General features: G+C 64.0%; 12 protein-coding genes and 1 pseudogene. 10 read left to right on the forward strand and 3 right to left on the reverse strand.

All coding sequences use genetic code 11. The features are described 5' to 3' along the window. Positions 1-81: 81 nt before the first annotated feature. On the forward strand, positions 82-1233 hold the full coding sequence (gene wecB / locus AC1RGE_RS08315; RefSeq protein ID WP_492583919.1) for a non-hydrolyzing UDP-N-acetylglucosamine 2-epimerase: 1152 nt from the start codon (positions 82-84) through the stop codon (positions 1231-1233). A gap of 240 nt (positions 1234-1473) precedes the next feature. Next, positions 1474-2574: a GGDEF domain-containing protein gene (locus tag AC1RGE_RS08320; RefSeq protein WP_434984642.1), complete on the forward strand. Its 1101-nt coding sequence runs from the start codon at positions 1474-1476 to the stop codon at positions 2572-2574. A 31-nt stretch (positions 2575-2605) separates the two neighbouring features. Here the strand turns inward: AC1RGE_RS08320 and AC1RGE_RS08325 are convergent, their stop codons facing one another. From AC1RGE_RS08325 to AC1RGE_RS08335, 3 genes are all read right to left on the reverse strand, one after another. Beyond that, positions 2606-4168: a TerC family protein gene (locus AC1RGE_RS08325; RefSeq protein ID WP_011061874.1), complete on the reverse strand. Its 1563-nt coding sequence runs from the start codon at positions 4166-4168 to the stop codon at positions 2606-2608. A 356-nt stretch (positions 4169-4524) separates the two neighbouring features. Then, a complete protein-coding gene (locus AC1RGE_RS08330) occupies positions 4525-4902 on the reverse strand; it encodes a VOC family protein (RefSeq protein WP_011061875.1) in 378 nt (125 codons plus the stop codon). 75 nt (positions 4903-4977) lie between these two features. After that, positions 4978-5859 (reverse strand): LysR family transcriptional regulator, encoded by an 882-nt coding sequence (locus tag AC1RGE_RS08335; protein ID WP_011061876.1) that lies wholly within the window; start codon positions 5857-5859, stop codon positions 4978-4980. Positions 5860-5963: 104 nt separating this feature from the next. Here AC1RGE_RS08335 and AC1RGE_RS08340 point away from each other — a divergent pair, with 104 nt between their 5' ends. The 8 genes and pseudogenes from AC1RGE_RS08340 (at position 5964) to AC1RGE_RS08375 (ending at position 17312) form a co-directional block, all read left to right on the forward strand. Beyond that, positions 5964-6461, forward strand: coding sequence for a GlcG/HbpS family heme-binding protein (locus AC1RGE_RS08340; RefSeq protein ID WP_053152425.1), 498 nt, complete (start codon positions 5964-5966; stop codon positions 6459-6461). After that, the gene (locus tag AC1RGE_RS08345; RefSeq protein ID WP_492583920.1) at positions 6458-7999 is read left to right on the forward strand and encodes an MFS transporter; all 1542 of its coding nucleotides are present in this window, start codon (positions 6458-6460) and stop codon (positions 7997-7999) included. Before AC1RGE_RS08340 ends, AC1RGE_RS08345 begins: the two co-directional genes overlap by 4 nt. A gap of 152 nt (positions 8000-8151) precedes the next feature. Next, positions 8152-9216 carry an NAD(P)/FAD-dependent oxidoreductase gene (locus AC1RGE_RS08350; protein ID WP_258028583.1) on the forward strand — a complete coding sequence of 355 codons (1065 nt, stop codon included), beginning with the start codon at positions 8152-8154 and terminating at the stop codon, positions 9214-9216. 118 nt (positions 9217-9334) lie between these two features. Then, complete coding sequence (poxB, locus tag AC1RGE_RS08355) at positions 9335-11080, forward strand: ubiquinone-dependent pyruvate dehydrogenase (RefSeq protein ID WP_492583921.1); 1746 nt, start codon at positions 9335-9337, stop codon at positions 11078-11080. Positions 11081-11156: 76 nt separating this feature from the next. Further along, positions 11157-11301, forward strand: a pseudogene (locus AC1RGE_RS08360) (ParA family protein); the annotation flags it as partial. Between the two features lie 335 nt (positions 11302-11636). Further along, on the forward strand, positions 11637-12761 hold the full coding sequence (locus AC1RGE_RS08365) for an efflux RND transporter periplasmic adaptor subunit (RefSeq protein ID WP_492583923.1): 1125 nt from the start codon (positions 11637-11639) through the stop codon (positions 12759-12761). A gap of 17 nt (positions 12762-12778) precedes the next feature. Beyond that, positions 12779-15889 carry a MexW/MexI family multidrug efflux RND transporter permease subunit gene (locus AC1RGE_RS08370; protein ID WP_492583925.1) on the forward strand — a complete coding sequence of 1037 codons (3111 nt, stop codon included), beginning with the start codon at positions 12779-12781 and terminating at the stop codon, positions 15887-15889. Between the two features lie 16 nt (positions 15890-15905). Then, positions 15906-17312 carry an efflux transporter outer membrane subunit gene (locus tag AC1RGE_RS08375; protein ID WP_492583926.1) on the forward strand — a complete coding sequence of 469 codons (1407 nt, stop codon included), beginning with the start codon at positions 15906-15908 and terminating at the stop codon, positions 17310-17312. Positions 17313-17358: the final 46 nt, after the last annotated feature.

Raw genomic sequence — 17358 nt, forward strand, 5'->3', positions numbered from 1 at the left:
CACTCCTGGTTGGACAAGAGTGATTCTCACTGCTTTGATCTCAACGCCAGGTCCGGTTTTCACAATCCCAGGGAGGGGTCCATGTTGTTCAAGGTCATGATGGTTTTCGGTACACGTCCTGAGGCGATCAAGATGGCACCACTGGCTCGGGTTCTAAGGCACTGGCCAGGTATCGAGCTGCACATCTGTTCCACCGGCCAGCACCGGGAAATGCTCAAACAGGTACTCGACGCCTTTGAGCTCGAGGTCGATGTGGACCTGCAAGTGATGACCCAGGGCCAGACCCTCAACGGCTTGTCGCAGCAACTGCTGATCCACCTGGACACCAGCTACGAGCGCCTGCAACCGGACATCGTGCTGGTCCATGGCGACACCACCACCAGTTTTATCGCCGCCCTCGCCGCCTTCAACCGGCGGTTGCCCATTGGCCACGTCGAGGCCGGCCTGCGCACTGGCAACCTCCAGGCACCCTGGCCCGAAGAAGCCAATCGGCGCCTGACCGGGGTCATCGCCGACCTACACTTCACCCCGACCGCCAGGTCCGCAACCAACCTGCTGCGGGAAAACGTGCCCGCTGAAAACATCGAGGTCACCGGCAACACGGTGATCGACGCGCTACTGTGGATGCGCAACCGGCAGAAGCACACCCACTGGCGCCCCGCGGCCAACTCGCCCCTGGCGGTGCTCGACGACAGCCGGCGCATGGTGCTGATCACCGGTCACCGCCGGGAGAACTTCGGTGACGGTTTCCGCGATATCTGCGAAGCCCTGGCAACCCTGGCCGAGCGCTACCCGGACGTGCAGTTCGTGTACCCGGTACACCTCAACCCCCAGGTGCAGAACGCGGTGTACGGCCTGCTCTCGAACAAGCCGAACATCTACCTGGTAGCGCCCCAGGACTATCAGCATTTTGTCTGGCTGATGGGACGTTCGCACTTCATCCTCAGCGACTCCGGTGGTGTCCAGGAAGAGGCCCCGGCCATCGGCAAGCCCTTGCTGGTGCTGCGCGAGGTCACCGAACGGCCGTCGGTGCTGGAAGGCGGCACCGTGCTGCTGGTGGGCACCGATCGCGAGCGCATCGAGCACCACGCCAGCGAACTGCTGGACGATGCACAGCTGCATGCCCGCATGAGCCGCGTGTACAGCCCCTACGGTGACGGCCGCGCCAGCGAACACATCGCCCGCCGCCTGTGCACCTGGCTGGAGGCCCAAGCCCACCGTACTCCGGCATGAGCCTGGGCAGCCCCCGCAGCCCGCAGTCGCAAAACGTCCAGTTGGCCATATGGCTCCACACTCTGTGCGAGAACTGGAAGCTACCGGTCACTGGCAGGTACCTGCCGATTGAACTGGACGACCTACACTTTCAAGCAGCGGATCGTCGCGCCCCCTCCAACCCCGGCGCGGTGTTCTCCCTGCGCTATCGCCCCCGGGGCAAGCCGCTGCTGGATCATCAGCTCACATCCAAGGCCCGCGATGTTCAGAACCCTTGAAGAACAAGTGCTCAAACAGGCCGCTCCGGCGGCCTTGAAGCTTGAATTCGCGCAACATGATTTCGAACGTCTGCGCAGCTTCTGCGTCCTGATCTACACCGCCAGCATCCTGATCTGGCTGATCTTCGACCTGATCGTCAGCTTTCCCGGGCAGCAGGGCTTCACCGCCTATTCGATGGTCTTTCTGAGCATTCTGTCCTTCACCACCATCATCCTCGGCTTCACCCGCCAGGACCGGCACTTCCAGTGGATCAACCTGCTGTTCGTGCTGACCATCACCATCGGCGTACGCCTGGTGATCGAGGGGCTGCCCATCGACCAGCGCCCGGTCTGGCTGATTCTCGGGGCGTCGAGCATGCTCTACGGCGCCTCGGTGATGCCTCTGCGACGCTGGTCGTTCGTCAGCGCCATCTTCATCACCTGGCTGGTGCTCAATCCGTTCTGGCGCACCAGCACCACCCTGCAGGAACTCAAGGGGCTGCTGGTGCTGGTGTACGCATTGTTCCTCAGCGCATTGACCCTCTACAGCTTCATCACCCTGCGCCGGGCCCGGCTGCACAACTACATCATGTCCAAGTTGCTGCTGGACCAGGCCTACCTCGACACCCTCACCGAGATCCCCAACCGCCGCTCGTTCATGGCCCGCGCCGGCCAGCGCCTGCAGGCTCTGCCCCGGGAGCACGACCATTATCTGGCGATGGTCGACATCGACAACTTCAAGAAGGTCAACGATGTGCACGGGCATGACATCGGCGACGAAGTGCTCAAGCGCATCGCCGCCGATATCAAGGGAGTGATGAGGGATTTCGACTATGCCCGCCTGGGCGGCGAGGAGTTCGCCATCTACCTGGCCGACGTGCCCCGCGCGGATGTGGAGGCGCTGGCCGCGCGGCTGTGCCAGGTGGTGCGCGACCAGCCGACCCGGCACCCGGTGACCATCAGCATGGGCCTGGCCCGGGTCGAGCCTGGCGAAACCCTGAACCAGGCCCTGATCAAGGCCGACCAGGCGCTGTACGAATCCAAGCACGGCGGCAAGGATCGCTACACCTTCCATCCAGCCGCCAGGCCCGCACCACCCGCGTAGGAGCTGGCTTGCCAGCGAAGAGGCCCCAGTGTCAGTCCACGCTCCTGCGCGACAGCAGCACCTGGGTTACCCGGCGCTCTTCCACTGCCCTGACCTGCAGGCTCCAGCCCGCCCACTCCACCCTATCGCCCTTGACCGGCAGGCGATCCAGCAGGCTCATCACCAGACCGGCCAGGGTCTGGTAGTCCTCGGTGGGTTCAGCGCCGAAGCCGGTCCGCTGGCGTACCTGAGGCAGGTTCAGCGCACCATTGACCAGGAACCCGCCCTCTTCTTCGATCACATCCGGGCCTTCGATCTCGCTGGCATCCGGCAGCTCGCCGGCAATGGATTCGAGAATGTCGGTCATGGTCAGGATGCCCATGAAGTCACCGAATTCGTTGATCACAAAGGCAATGTGAGTGGACGCCTGGCGCATCTGTTCCAGGGCGTTGAGGATCGAAAAGCTGTCCAGCAGGTTGATGGTCTTGCGCGCCAGATGCTCAAGGTTCGGCTCGCTGCCCGCCAGGTACTCCTTGAGCAGTTCCTTCTTGTGCACGAAGCCCAAAGGCTCATCCACCGCGCCATCGCGAATCAGCGGCAGGCGCGAGTACGAAGAATGCATCAGCTTGGTACGAATACTCTCCGGGCTGTCCGTAAGGTCGATGCAGTCGACCTCGGCACGCACCGTCATCAGGCTGCGGATCGGCCGCTCCGCCAGTTGCAGCACACCACTGATCATCACCCGCTCACGGCGGTCGAACAGCTCGCTGCTGGGGGCCTCATCAGTTTCCAGCAAGTCGGCAATTTCCTCGCCCACTTCTTCCGCCGCCAGCCTGCGCCCACCCAGCAGGCGCATCACCGCATAGGCCGTGCGCTCGCGCATCGGCCGCAGGCCCTGCATGGATTTCTTGCGCCGGGCCCGGGCGATCTGGTTAAACACCTCGATCAGGATCGAGAAGCCGATGGCCGCATACAGGTAGCCCTTGGGAATATGGAAACCCAAGCCTTCGGCGGTCAGGCTGAAGCCGATCATCATCAAGAAGCCCAGGCACAGCATGATCACCGTCGGGTGCGCGTTGACAAAGCGGGTCAGCGGCTTGCTGGCGACGATCATCACACCGATGGACACCACCACCGCGATCATCATCACCGACAGGTGCTCGACCATGCCCACCGCGGTGATCACCGCGTCCAGGGAGAACACCGCATCGAGCACCACGATCTGCGCCACGATCGGCCAGAACAAGGCGTAAGTGGTACTGCCGGCGCGCTGGCTGACATGGCCCTCCAGGCGTTCATGCAACTCCATGGTGGCCTTGAACAGCAGGAACACACCACCGAACAGCATGATCAGGTCACGCCCCGAGAAGCTGTGCTCGAAGACCTCGAACAGCGGCTGGGTCAGGGTCACCATCCACGAGATGCTGGCCAGTAGGCCCAGGCGCATCAACAACGCCAGGGACAGGCCGATGATCCGCGCACGGTCGCGCTGCTCGGGCGGCAGCTTGTCCGCGAGGATGGCGATAAACACCAGGTTGTCGATGCCCAGCACCAGCTCCAGGACGATCAGGGTCAAAAGGCCAAGCCAGGCCGTGGGGTCTGCGATCCATTCCATAACGACGACTCAAGTGCTCCGGAAAATTCAAACGGCCAGGCGCGACGCAGCGCCAAGGTGCAGGGGCTGCAAAACCTCGGGTACGGGCGGATAAAGGCAGGAAGTGGCAAGTGCCAGGCAAGTGCAACCGGGAGAATGGCTGCCTGAGCGTCTGGGGCTCAGGGCCGCCGGATGGCGCGAGAAGTCATGGGGCAAAGCGAGGAAAGAGCGCCGACTGGGGGGCTCCGAGAGCGTGTTCATGCAAGTCCTGAAGGAAAAAACGGACTTGGAGATTACAGGGAGGGCGAGCCGATTCCCCAGCGGGAAATCATTACAAAACTTTATCCGGCCCGCGTCTCTGACGCAGGCCGGCACCGCTACAACTGTTCGGAAATCTCGATCAGGTTCAGGTCCGGGTCCCGCAGGTACACCGAACGGATCGGGCCGGTGGCGCCGGTGCGCGGCACCGGCCCTTCGATGATCGGCCAGTTGGCCTGTTGCAGATGGGCAATCACCTGTTCCAGGGGCACGCTGGCGATGAAGCACAAATCCAGCGCCCCCGGCACCGGCAGGTGGGCCTTGGGTTCGAACTCCTGGCCGCGCACATGCAGGTTGATCTTCTGGTTGCCGTACTTGAAGGCCTTGCGGCCGCCGGCAAAGGTTTCCAGCTGCATGCCCAGCACGCGGACGTAAAAGTCTTCGGCGGCAATCGGGTCGATGGTGGTCAGTACCAGGTGGTCAAGGTGGTCGATCATCGAAGACGCAGCTCCTGAAGCGAAAGGAATGGCCCGGGGATTATGCGACCCGGGCCGCCGCTTGAACATGCCCCATCAGGCTTTGCCGCGGTACTCGCGCCGTACCTGCTCGATGTAGCGCACCACCGCCGGTGCCTGCTCGAAACGCCGGTGGATCAGCGACAGCCAGGACGTCGCCGAGCTGCCGCCAATCGGCCGGTACAGCACATGGGGCAGGCTGATGTGGCCCACCACCGACTCCGGCACCACTGCCACGCCCTGCCCCAGGGACACCAGGGCCAGTACCGCCACCAGGCCGCCGGGCTGGGGGCCCAGCTTGGGGGCGTAGGCACCCTGGGCCGCCACCTGCAAGGTGCCGCTGATCTGCTCCGGAAGAATGAAGGTTTCATTGAGCAGGTGTTCGGAGGCGATCTGCGGCAGGCGGCACAGCCAGGATTCATCGGACAGCGCCAGGACAAAGCCCTCGGCGTCCAGGCGAATGGCCTCGACCCCTTCCGGCAATGTCATGGGCGAGCGAATGTAGCCCACGTCCAGGCGACCATCGGCAATCCGCGCCGGCAGCGTCGCCATCGGGCACTCCCGCACGTTGAGGCTGACGTCCGGGCAGTCGCGGCCAAAGCCCTGCACCTGTTTCTGCAACAGCCCGCAATACACCGCCGAGGCCACATAGCCCAGTTCGATATGGCCGATCTCGCCGCGCCCGGCACGCTGGGCATTGCGCTGGGCAAACTCGAACTGGCGCACCGTGGCCTCGGCTTCCAGCAGCAGGGTGGCGCCGGCCTCGGTCAGGCTGACCTCGCGTTGCTGGCGCAGGAACAGCCGGGTGCCAAGGGTGTTCTCCATGTCCTGGATCTGCCGGCTCAGGGTGGGCGGGGCAATCCCCAATTGCTCGGCGGCGCGGGTGAAATTGCGCTGCCGGGCCACCGCCAGGAAGTAGCGAAAGTGACGAATTTCCATGATGGGCATTAGCTCAAAGGTAATGAACTGGTCGCCAGCAGCTAACAAAGACCGCGAAAGGCCGGGATAAGCTGAGCGAACCTTCACAGTAGAGAGCCTCTGCCATGCGCGTCAAACCCCTGTTTCTGGCAATGATCACCTGCTGCGTGCTGCAGACTGCGGCAGCCGAGGACAGCCGCCCCGTCGTTGCCCACAAGGCAATCCTTACCCTGGACAACGCCCAGCGCCTGCTCAGGGCCGCCCAGCAAACCGCCCAGGCCAAGGGCTGGCCCTGCGCCGTGGCAATCGTCGACGACGGCGGCTGGCCGATACTGGGCGCGCGCATGGACGGCGCCCCAGTGGTGGCCGGAGTCGAGCTGGCCCAGGGCAAGGCACGCACCTCGGCGCTGTTCAAGCGGCCCTCCGGGGATCTGGAAAACGCCGTCAATGGCGGCCGCCCCGCCGCCCTCAGCGCCGGCCTGGTGATGATGAAAGGCGCCCAGCCGATCATCGTCGACGGCCAGGTGATCGGCGCCATCGGGGTCAGTGCCGACACCCCGGCCCACGACGATGAAATCGCCCTGGCCGCCCTCGCCACCCTCAGTCGGCAGGCCACGCAATGAACCGCTCCGTCAACCCGCGCCTGACCCTGCTCACCGCATCCGGGGTCTGTTCGCTGATCGTTCTGGACACCAACATCGTCGCCGTGGCGCTGCCGAGCATCGCCCGTGACCTGGGGGCCAACTTCGCCGATATCGAGTGGGTGGTCAGCGCCTACATGCTGGCCTTCGCCGCCCTGCTGCTGCCCGCCGGCAGCCTGGCCGACCGCTTCGGCCGCAAGCGCACCCTGCTCTGCGGCCTGGGCCTGTTCATCCTCGCCTCCCTGGGCTGCGGCGCGGCGCCCAACGCCCTGCTGCTGGACATCGCCCGGGTGCTCAAGGGGGTGGGCGCGGCGCTGCTGCTGACCTCGGCCCTGGCCTCCATCGGCCATACCTTCCACGACGAAGTGGAACGGGCCAAGGCCTGGGCCTTCTGGGGCGCCTGCATGGGCATGGCCATGACTGCCGCGCCCACGGTCGGCGGGCTGATCACCGAGTACTTCGGCTGGCGCTGGATCTTCTACTTCAACCTGCCGGTGGGTGCGTTGCTGCTGTGGAGTGTGCTACGCAACGTGCCGGAATCCCGGGATACCCAGGCGGCGCGCCTCGACCCCTGGGGCAGCCTGGCCTTCAGCGCCAGCCTGCTGTGCCTGATCTGGGGCCTGATCGAGGCCAACCGCATCGGCTGGAGCCACCCGGCGACCACCACCCGCCTGCTGGCAGGCGTGGCGCTGCTGGGGCTGTTCGTGCTGATCGAGCGGCTGCAAAGCCGGCCCATGGTGGACCTGCAACTGTTCCGCCACCCGCGCTTCATCGGCGCCCTGCTGGGCATGTTCGCCTACGCCGGCTGTGCCCAGGTGATGATGACGCTGCTGCCCTTCTACCTGCAGAACGGCCTGGGCTTCTCGGCCATCGCCTCGGGCCTGGGCATGCTGCCCTTCGCCCTGACCATGCTCATCTGCCCGCGGATCGGCGCACGCCTGGCCGGGCGCTATGCGCCGGCCACGCTGATGGCCGCAGGGCTGACCCTGGTGGGCTGCGGCAACCTGCTCAGCGCCTGGGCGGTACACGCCGGGGGCTACCTGAACTTCGCCCTGGCAATCGCCGTGACCGGCGCCGGGGCCGGATTGCTCAATGGCGACACGCAGAAAAACATCATGGCCTGCGTGCCGCGGGAACGCACCGGCATGGCCTCGGGCATGAGCACCACCATGCGCTTTAGCGCCATCATGCTGGCCATCGGGGTGTTCGGTGCGCTGCTGGCCAGCCATACCCAGCAGCTCTTGCAGGGCAGCCTGCACGCCGTGCCCGGGCACTGGCTGGAGCAGGCACCGGAGATTGCCTCACGGGTGGTGGCCGGGGATATGCAGGGCGCGATGGCCGGCTTGCCGCCCGATGCCCGGGCCCTGGTCGAGCCCCTGGCCCGGCAGGCCTTTGTCGGTGGTTTCGGCCTGGTGCTGACGGTGGCCGGGATGCTCGCCCTGCTCGGCGCCCTGGTGGTGGGCCGGCTGATGCGCAAGCCACTGCCCCAGGCGTCGGGGCTGACGCTGAAGCTGCAATAGCCCAGGCACTGCACAAACCGCTGCCGCGCCTGCGGCAGCGGTCCTGGCCCGCCCGCTTGCAATTTCACAACACTCGTTCAATTGCTGGGGCAATCCGCCACGGTTAAGGTGCGCCCTTCGCAACGCCCCATTGAATGGATAACGAGGTGAGCGTGAAGCCTTCAAGCGTGATCGTGGTGGGCGCCGGGATTGTCGGCGCCGCCATTGCCTACCACCTGGCCCGCCAGGGCGCGCAGGTGACCGTGCTGGAACAGGACAGCCCGGGCTCGGGCGTCACCCGCCATTCCTTTGCCTGGATCAACCCTCACGGCGAGTTCCCGGCAGCCGCCCGCGCCCTGCGGGCCCAGGCGCTGGCAGACTACCGCCGCCTGCAGCACGAACTGCCGGCCTTGCAGATCCGCTGGTCCGGCGCGCTGACCTACGGCGCGGCCGACCAGCAAGCGCCAGATACCGACGAGCCAACCGCCGAGGCCTCGACCCGGTGGCTGGACCGGGCCGGCGTTGCCCAACTGGAACCCCACCTGCAAGTGCTGCCGGAGCGTGCCCGCTATGCACCCGGCGAAGGCAGCCTGGACCCGGTGGCCGCCACCCGCACCCTGCTCGATGCGGCCTGCACCCACGGCGCCCGGGTGTTCGACCAGACCCGGGTACTTGGCTTGCGGGTCGAAGGCCAGCGGGTACTCGGGGTAAACACCGCCGCCGGGCTCCACCGTGCCGACCAGGTGCTGCTCGCCAGCGGCTGCGCCACCCCGGCCCTGCTCGCGCCCCTGGGTATTCAGTTGCCGGTGCAGGCCTCGCCGTCGATCCTGATCCGCGTCAATGCGCCACCGGGCCTGGTCAAGACCCTGGTCTCCAACAGCCAGCTGGAAATCCGCGAAGCGGCGGACGGCAGCCTGCTGCTGGCCGAGGACTATATCGATGCCCAGGGTCCACTGGGGCCCGAGGCCATCGCGCAACAGGCCCTGGCCAGCATCCGCCAGCTGTTCCGTGGCGCCCAGGCCATCACCTTGCGCAGCGTGGAAGTTGGCCTGCGGCCGATGCCCGGGGACCAACTGCCGATCATCGGCCCCAGCACCCGCTACCAGGGCCTGTACCTGGCGGTGATGCACGCCGGAGTGACCCTGGCCCCCACGGTGGCGCGCCTGATCAGCCAGGAACTGCTGCACGGGCAAACCTGCGCCGAACTGGCCGCCTGCCGACCGGCACGCTTCGCCTGAACACCAGCCCCTGTCGCCACACCGCGGCAGGGCCTGCAAGATTTCACGGAATCATCCGCCCTCGCCTGTTGTCCTCTTTTGATTGCACGACTTCTTAAGCGGACCGCAGGAGCTCTTCATGGCGAACATCACCATCGCCCAGCAACTGGCAACCACCCTTGAACAGGCCGGGGTCAAGCGTATCTGGGGGCTGACCGGCGACAGCCTCAACGGCCTCACCGACGCTCTGCACAGCATGCAGACCATCGAGTGGATGCATGTGCGCCACGAAGAGGTGGCCGCCTTTGCCGCCGGCGCCGAAGCCGCCGCCACCGGGCAACTGGCGGTGTGCGCCGGCAGTTGCGGGCCGGGCAACCTGCACCTGATCAATGGCCTGTTCGACTGTCACCGCAACCATGTGCCGGTACTGGCCATCGCCGCACAGATCCCCTCCTCGGAGATCGGCCTCGACTATTTTCAGGAAACCCACCCTCAGGAGCTGTTCAAGGAGTGCAGCCACTTCGTCGAACTGGTGAGCAACCCGGCGCAGATGCCCGAGGTGCTGCACCGGGCCATGCGCAGCGCGATCCTCAACCGCGGCGTGGCGGTGGTGGTGATCCCCGGCGACGTGGCCCTGCAACAGGTGCCCGCCGCCAGCAAGCCATGGCCGGCCCTGCACGCACCGCGCACCCTGCCCGCCCCCCACGACCTGGACAAGCTGGTGGAACTGCTGAGCCAGAGCAAGGCCGTGACCCTGCTCTGCGGCAGTGGCTGCGCCGGTGCCCACGATCAGGTGGTGGCCCTGGCCGACGCCCTCGGCGCACCGGTGGTGCATGCCTTGCGCGGCAAAGAGCATGTGGAATGGGACAACCCCTTCGACGTCGGCATGACCGGCCTGATCGGCTTCAGCTCCGGCTACCACGCCATGCTCAACTGCGACACCCTGGTGATGCTCGGCACCGACTTTCCCTATCGCCAGTTCTACCCCAGCGACGCCTGCGTCATACAGATCGACCGCAACCCCCAGGCCCTGGGCCGGCGAGTGCCGCTGGACCTGGGGATCGCCGCCGACGTCGGCGAAACCCTCGCCGCACTGCTGCCGCGCCTGCCCTATAAGGGCGACCGCCGCTTTCTCGAGGAATCCCTCAAGCACTACGCCAAGGCGCGCCAGGGCCTGGACGACCTGGCCCAGCCCTCGCCCGCGGGCCGGCCGATCCACCCGCAGTACCTGACCCGGCTGCTCAGCGAACTGGCAGACGAAGACGCCATCTTCACTGCCGACGTCGGCACCCCCACGGTGTGGGCCGCGCGCTACCTGAAAATGAACGGCCAGCGGCGCCTGCTGGGCTCTTTCAACCACGGCTCCATGGCCAACGCCATGCCCCAGGCCATGGGCGCCCAGGCCGCTTTCCCCCAGCGCCAGGTGATCTCGCTGTCCGGCGATGGCGGCTTCAGCATGCTGATGGGCGACTTCATCTCCCTGGCCCAGCTCAAGCTGCCGGTGAAGATCGTGGTCTACGACAACGCCTCCCTGGGTTTTGTCGCCATGGAAATGAAATCCGCCGGCTATCTGGACACCGGCACCGACCTGCGCAACCCGGACTTTGCCGCCATGGCCAACGCCATGGGCATCCTCGGCCTGCGGGTGGAAAACGCCGAAGAACTGGAAGGCGCCCTGCGCACCGCCCTGGCCCACGACGGCCCGGTGCTGGTGGACGTGGTCACCGCCAAGCAGGAACTGGCCATGCCGCCGGCCATCAAGCTGGAACAGGCCAAGGGCTTCAGCCTATACATGCTCAAGGCGGTGATGAGCGGGCGTGGCGACGAGGTGATCGAACTGGCCAAGACCAACTGGCTCAAGGGCAGTTGGTTCAAGATCACCTAGAAAGGCTCTCTCCCCAGGCAATAACGCCACCCTGTCCTTGGCGCCTCTAATGAACCCACATTAGAGGCGTGTCTCCATGAAAAGGGCGGCATTAGCCTCCACCAAAGGTGGCGTAGGAAACACCACCAACATCCGCCGGTAACGGCGCGTTTTGCGCCGGGGCTGGCCTGTGGCCCCTCCTCATCGATCTGGATCCCGTCCAGCTTTCCCTATCGCCCTATTAGTCCCTCATCGAGGAAACCCAGGGCAGGCTCTACGACCCGTGGCCACCTTGCTGCTGCAGACGGCAGACGGGAGATTCCGTGGACGTTTGCCAAAGAACCTTGGGGTTTGGCGTATGGAGCCAGCCGCCCTCCGCTCGATATCCTTTCATCGTCACTTCAAACCAACAGCCGCATCAGCGCCATTGCCTCACTTCCACCTGTTGACGGGGTAGCACGTTGAGGTTTGCGCGCTGCTTCGCCCTCTGTTTTTCCAATCGATGACCTTAACCGATCCAGTTGTCCCGCGGGCTTTGAGCGCGGGATGTTTCTGCCATTCGAGATAAGTAATAAATATGAATAGAACACTCAAACGATGGGCTGGCGGCACTGTGCTGCTGGCAAGTGGCAGTGCCCTTTCTGTCGCCATGCTGTGTGTGAATCCCCGCACTGCACAGGGTGAAACACAACAAGCCAGCCCCGCGATCAAGGTCGCTGTAGCGACGGTATCCGAGGATGACAAAACCGATGTATTCCGTGGGATTGGCGAGCTTGAAGCCACGCGCCAGGTCAGGGTTACCGCCGAAGCCAGTGGTCGGGTCACGGCCATCAGCTTTCGTGCTGGTGACACCGTCAAGGCAGGCCAAACATTGGTCCAGCTCAACGATGCCCCCGAGCGCGGCGAACTGGCACGCCTGAAGGCCCAATCAGTCAATGCGAAACTACGCCTGCAACGCACTCAGCAGCTGCAGCCGCAACAGGCAGCGACCCAGGAACAGCTGGACCAAGCGCAAGCCGACTACCAGGAAATCCAGGGCGACATCGCCCGCGTTACCGCGCAGATCGAGCAGAAACGCATCAAGGCGCCCTTCTCGGGCGTACTGGGCGTACGCACGGTAAACCTTGGCGAGTACGTCCAGTCGGGTGCCCCGCTGGTGTCGTTGACCGACGCAAATCTATTGTTTGCCAATGTCAACCTGCCGGAGCGAGATATCGCCAAGCTGCAGCCTGGCCAGGCAATGGAGATTGGCGTCGATGCCTATCCCGATCGCACCTTCGCCGCAAAGATCACCACGCTTGAACCGCGCATCGACCCAGGGACTCGGACGCTGCTGGTCCAAGCCACGGTGCCCAATCCGGACAAGCTGCTCACCCCGGGCATGTATGTTAAGGCCCGCATCGTATTGCCAACCAAGCAACGGGCGTTGAGCGTTCCGGAAACTGCCGTCAGCTACAACACCTACGGCGATTTCGTCTATGCGGTGCAAGGCAGCGATGACAAGTCGCTCAGCGTGCGCTTGGTGCAGGTCAAGACCGGCGAACGCTCGCAAGGGCGCGCCGTATTGCTCGATGGGGTCAAGGCGGGAGATCGGGTTGTGACTTCCGGGCAATTGCGCCTGAGCAATGGTGCTCACGTCGAAATCATCCCTCAGGACAGCGTGTCGCTTGAGACAGCGCCCAAGTCTGTCCTTGACAAGTAACAGGCGAAAGAACCGTCATGAAGTTTACTGATCTGTTTGTCCGGCGCCCGGTATTGGCGCTGGTCGTAAGCACGCTGGTGCTGTTACTCGGGCTGCTTGCCGTCAATCATTTGCCCGTTCGGCAATACCCACTCACCGAAAGCGCTACGCTGACCATCACCACCCAGTACCCCGGCGCTTCCCCGCAGTTGATGCAGGGGTTCGTGACCCAGGCAATCGCCCAATCGGTCGCCACTGTCGAAGACGTTGACTACATGACGTCCACCTCGACTCAGGGCCGCAGCGTGATCGCCGCGCGCATGAAGCTCAATGCCGACTCGAACAAGGCAATGACTCAGGTGATGGCCAAGGTCAACGAGGTCAAATATCGGCTGCCGGCCGAAGCCTATGACCCGGTCATCGTCAAATCTTCCGGGGAGGCGACTGCCGTCGCCTATGTGGGCTTTTCGAGCCCGACCATGTCCACCGCCGCGCTGTCGGATTACGTGACGCGCGTGGTGCAGCCACAGCTGTCTTCCATCGAAGGTGTCGGCAGCATCGACCTCAACGGTGGGCAGAAGATGGCCATGCGGATCTGGCTGGACGCCAACCGTATGGCTGCGCACGGAATCTCGGGCGGCGATGTCGCGCAAGCGTTGCGTGACAACAACGTTCAAGCCGCCCCGGGTCAGGCCAAGGGTCTGTACGTGGTCTCCGACATTCAGGTCAACACGGATCTGGTCAGTGTCAGTGAGTTCCGCGATCTGGTGGTCAAGTCCACGCCCGTGGGCATCGTTCGCTTGAACGATATTGCCACGGTGGAATTGGGCGCCGCCGCCACGGACACCAGCGCCACCATGGACGGCGTCAATGCGGTGTTCTTCGGACTGAACGCGGCGCCTAGTGCGAACCCGCTGGTCATCGTCAAGAAACTCAACGAACTGCTGCCGGGTATCCGTCAGAATCTGCCGACCGACGTCAAAGTCGCCGTGCCTTTCGAGCTGGCGCGTTTTATCAGTGCCTCGATTGACGAAGTACTGGGCACCCTGCTGGAGGCGATCATCATTGTGGTGGTGGTGATCTTTCTCGCACTGGGGTCGGCGCGCGCGGTGATCATTCCGGTCATCACCATTCCGCTGTCGATGCTGGGTGCGGCGGCGTTCATGGCGATGTTCGGTTTCAGTATCAACCTGTTGACCCTGTTGGCCATGGTGCTGGCGATAGGCCTGGTGGTGGATGACGCCATTATCGTGGTGGAAAACGTCCACCGGCATATCGAAGAGGGGCACTCCCCTGCCCGCGCGGCGCTGATTGGTGCGCGTGAAGTGGCGGCGCCGGTGATTGCCATGACCTTGACCCTGGCCGCGGTCTACGCACCGATCGGCTTGATGGGCGGGTTGACCGGTTCGCTGTTCAAGGAGTTCGCGTTCACCCTGGCAGGTTCGGTCATGGTGTCGGGCCTCATCGCCCTCACCCTGTCGCCGGTCATGAGTTCGTTCTTGCTTGACAGCAAAATGAGCGAAGGCTGGATGGCTCGTCGGGCAGAGCGCTTTTTCCATCACCTGGGTCAGGCTTACGGCCGGGTGCTGGATATTTCCCTGCACCATCGCTGGATCACCTGCATCGTTGCCTTGGTCGTGGTCTTGAGCGTACCGGTGTTGTACAGCCACACCAAAAGCGAACTGGCGCCGGTCGAGGACCAGTCCACCGTACTGACCGCCATCAAGTCACCACAGAATGCCAATATCGACTACGTCGAAAAGTTCGGCCAGAAGTGGAACGAGGTGATGGTCACCCTGCCCGAGCAGAGCAACCTGTGGTTGATCAACGGTATCAACGGGGTCTCCAACAGCATCGGCGGTGTGAACTTCGTCGAGTGGGAAAAGCGCGAACGCAATGCCGACCAGATCCAGCTCGACATGCAAAACCGCGCCAACGCCATTGAAGGCAACAACGTTTTTGCCTTCCAGCTGCCATCATTGCCCGGCTCTACGGGGGGCTTGCCGGTGCAGATGGTGCTCAAAAGCGCGAGCGACTACAAAGTCGTCTATGAAGCCATGGAAGAGCTCAAAAGTGCCGCTCGCAAAAGTGGCCTGTTCATGGTCGTGGACAGTGATCTGGACTACAACAACTCGGTCATCCGCATCAAGGTCGACCGCTCCAAGGCCAACAGCCTGGGGGTGACCATGAAAGCCATCGGTGACACGCTGGCCGTGCTGGTGGGCGAAAACTACGTCAACCGTTTCGCCATGGATGGTCGCTCCTATGACGTGATTCCACAGAGCCTGCGCAATGAACGTCTATCGCCTGAAGCGCTGTCGCGTTTTTACGTCACCAGTGCCAGCGGCGCGCAAGTACCGCTGTCCAACCTGGTGGATGTCTCGACAGGCGTCGAGCCAAACCAACTGACCCAATTCAATCAGTTGAACTCGGCGATTCTGCAAGCCATTCCCAACCCTGGCGTGAGCATGGGTGAGGCCGTGCAGTTCCTTGAAGCCCAGACCAGCAAACTGGCCCCTGGCTTCACCTACGACTGGCTGTCGGATTCGCGTCAGTACCATCAGGAAGGTGCCGCGCTGTACATGGCCTTTTTGTTCGCGATCATCGTGATCTACCTGGTGCTGGCCGCTCAGTACGAAAGCCTGCGCGATCCGCTGATCATCCTGATCAGTGTGCCGATGTCGGTCTGCGGTGCATTGATTCCGTTGGCGCTGGGCATGGCCACGATGAACATCTACACCCAGATCGGCCTGGTGACGCTGATCGGCCTGATCAGCAAGCACGGCATCCTCATGGTCGAGTTCGCCAATGAAATCCAGATCAAGGAAGGCCTGGACCGTCGCGCCGCGATTCTTCATTCGGCCAAGCTGCGTCTGCGGCCGATCCTGATGACCACCGCGGCCATGGTGACCGGTCTGATCCCGCTGCTGTTCGCCTCGGGTGCCGGCGCGCACAGCCGCTACGACCTGGGTCTGGTGATCGTCGTGGGCATGCTGGTGGGGACGGTCTTCACCTTGCTGGTCTTGCCCACCATGTACTCCCTCATTGCCGTGGACCATCGCGCCGCGGCCAACAATCCCCGCACCCTTGAACTGGCCAGTGCCGCCCAGGCGACTACCAGCACAGGCCCGGGAGCCGATCATGCCTGATCGAGGATTCTTCCCCATGCGTATGCTTTATCTCCTGCTGTGCCCGGCCCTAATGGCCGGCTGCACCGTAGGCCCCGACTACACCCCGGTCAGCGACAAGCCGATCACCCTGACCCAACAGTTGCCCACAGCGCTGTACTCGGCGGATCGCCTGCAACAAGACTGGTGGCGCCAATTCAAGGACAGCCAACTGGACGCCTTGATCGAACAGGCCCTGGCCAGCAACCACGACATCCGTATCGCGCAGGCCCGGTTGAGCGAGGCACGTGCGGTGTTCGATGAGCGTGAGCTTGATAAATGGCCGACGGTGACCGCCGGCGCCGACTACTCGCGCAGCCTCTCCCAGGCCAACACCGGCCCGACGGGTGAGCGCAACCTCAGCAAAACCTACAGCGCAGGGCTGGACGCGCAGTGGGAAATAGATCTGTTTGGCCGACTGCAACGACTCTCGCAAGCGGCGCAAGCACGCAGCGAGGCGGTCGCGGACGATCTGCTGCAAGTGCGTATCGTGGTAGTCGCCGAAGTGGCCAGTCAGTACTTCCAGTGGTACGGCGCGGAGCAACAATTGAGCGTGGCGCGTGCCAACCTGGCCAACCAGGACGCGGCCGTCACCGTAGTGCGCAGCATGGTCGAGCACGGCCGCGGTAATCCCGACGAACTGGAAAGTGCGCAAGCATTGCAAGCGAGCATCAAGGCCTCACTGGCACCGCTGCAAACACGCAGCGACCTGGCTCGCTTTCGTCTGGCGGTGCTGACCGGGGTGCGTCCCGATCAGTTGAGGGTGCTGGAAAAAGCGACGCCCCTGCCGCTACTGGACACGCGCCTGCCCTTAGGTGACATCACCGATCTGCTGCGCCGCCGACCCGATGTGGCGAGCGCTGAGCGTACGCTGGCAGCGTCCAACGCCGACGTGGGCGCGATCACCGCCGAACTCTACCCTCGCATCGACCTGGGTGGCTTTCTCGGGTTTGTAGCCTTGCGCGGTGGCGACTTGGGCAACGGCAGCAGCCGCGCGTTCAACATCATGCCCTCGGCGAGCTGGCCCGCGTTGCACCTGGCCAGCGTGAAAGCGCGGCAACGTGCCGCTCAGGCCCGTTACCAAGGCGCTCAGGCCCAGTATGAGTTGGTCGCCTTGCGCGCCATCGAAGAGGCCGAAGCGGCATTGACCACGTACAGTCAATCGCAGGAACGGCTTCGCCATCTCGCCGAATCCGCCGGGCACAGCGCGCAGGCCGCATCGCTGGCTGGCATTCGCTATAAGGCGGGGCAAGCACCGTATCTGGTCGAGCTGGATGCGCGACGTACCTTGTTCGCCTACCAGGACGCCCTCGTCCAGGCTGACACCGCAACGTTCCTCAACGTGGTATCGCTGTACAAAGCATTGGGCGGTGGCTGGCAGGCGCCGCAACCTTCCAACAACTGACGCTGGGCGGTGCAGGTGTTCACCTTTAGGGGCGAACACCTTGCGC

Source organism: Pseudomonas sp. GW823-FHT02C05 (assembly GCF_058797595.1).

Excerpts from the sequence above, each read along its gene's own strand:
- AC1RGE_RS08375 (WP_492583926.1), top strand. The coding sequence starts at position 15,906 with ATGCGTATGCTTTATCTCCTGCTGTGCCCGGCCCTAATGGCCGGCTGC.
- AC1RGE_RS08335 (WP_011061876.1), bottom strand. The coding sequence starts at position 5,859 with ATGGAAATTCGTCACTTTCGCTACTTCCTGGCGGTGGCCCGGCAGCGC.
- AC1RGE_RS08345 (WP_492583920.1), top strand. The coding sequence starts at position 6,458 with ATGAACCGCTCCGTCAACCCGCGCCTGACCCTGCTCACCGCATCCGGG.
- AC1RGE_RS08340 (WP_053152425.1), top strand. The coding sequence starts at position 5,964 with ATGCGCGTCAAACCCCTGTTTCTGGCAATGATCACCTGCTGCGTGCTG.
- poxB (WP_492583921.1), top strand. The coding sequence starts at position 9,335 with ATGGCGAACATCACCATCGCCCAGCAACTGGCAACCACCCTTGAACAG.
- AC1RGE_RS08325 (WP_011061874.1), bottom strand. The coding sequence starts at position 4,168 with ATGGAATGGATCGCAGACCCCACGGCCTGGCTTGGCCTTTTGACCCTG.
- wecB (WP_492583919.1), top strand. The coding sequence starts at position 82 with ATGTTGTTCAAGGTCATGATGGTTTTCGGTACACGTCCTGAGGCGATC.
- AC1RGE_RS08365 (WP_492583923.1), top strand. The coding sequence starts at position 11,637 with ATGAATAGAACACTCAAACGATGGGCTGGCGGCACTGTGCTGCTGGCA.
- AC1RGE_RS08320 (WP_434984642.1), top strand. The coding sequence starts at position 1,474 with ATGTTCAGAACCCTTGAAGAACAAGTGCTCAAACAGGCCGCTCCGGCG.
- AC1RGE_RS08370 (WP_492583925.1), top strand. The coding sequence starts at position 12,779 with ATGAAGTTTACTGATCTGTTTGTCCGGCGCCCGGTATTGGCGCTGGTC.
- AC1RGE_RS08330 (WP_011061875.1), bottom strand. The coding sequence starts at position 4,902 with ATGATCGACCACCTTGACCACCTGGTACTGACCACCATCGACCCGATT.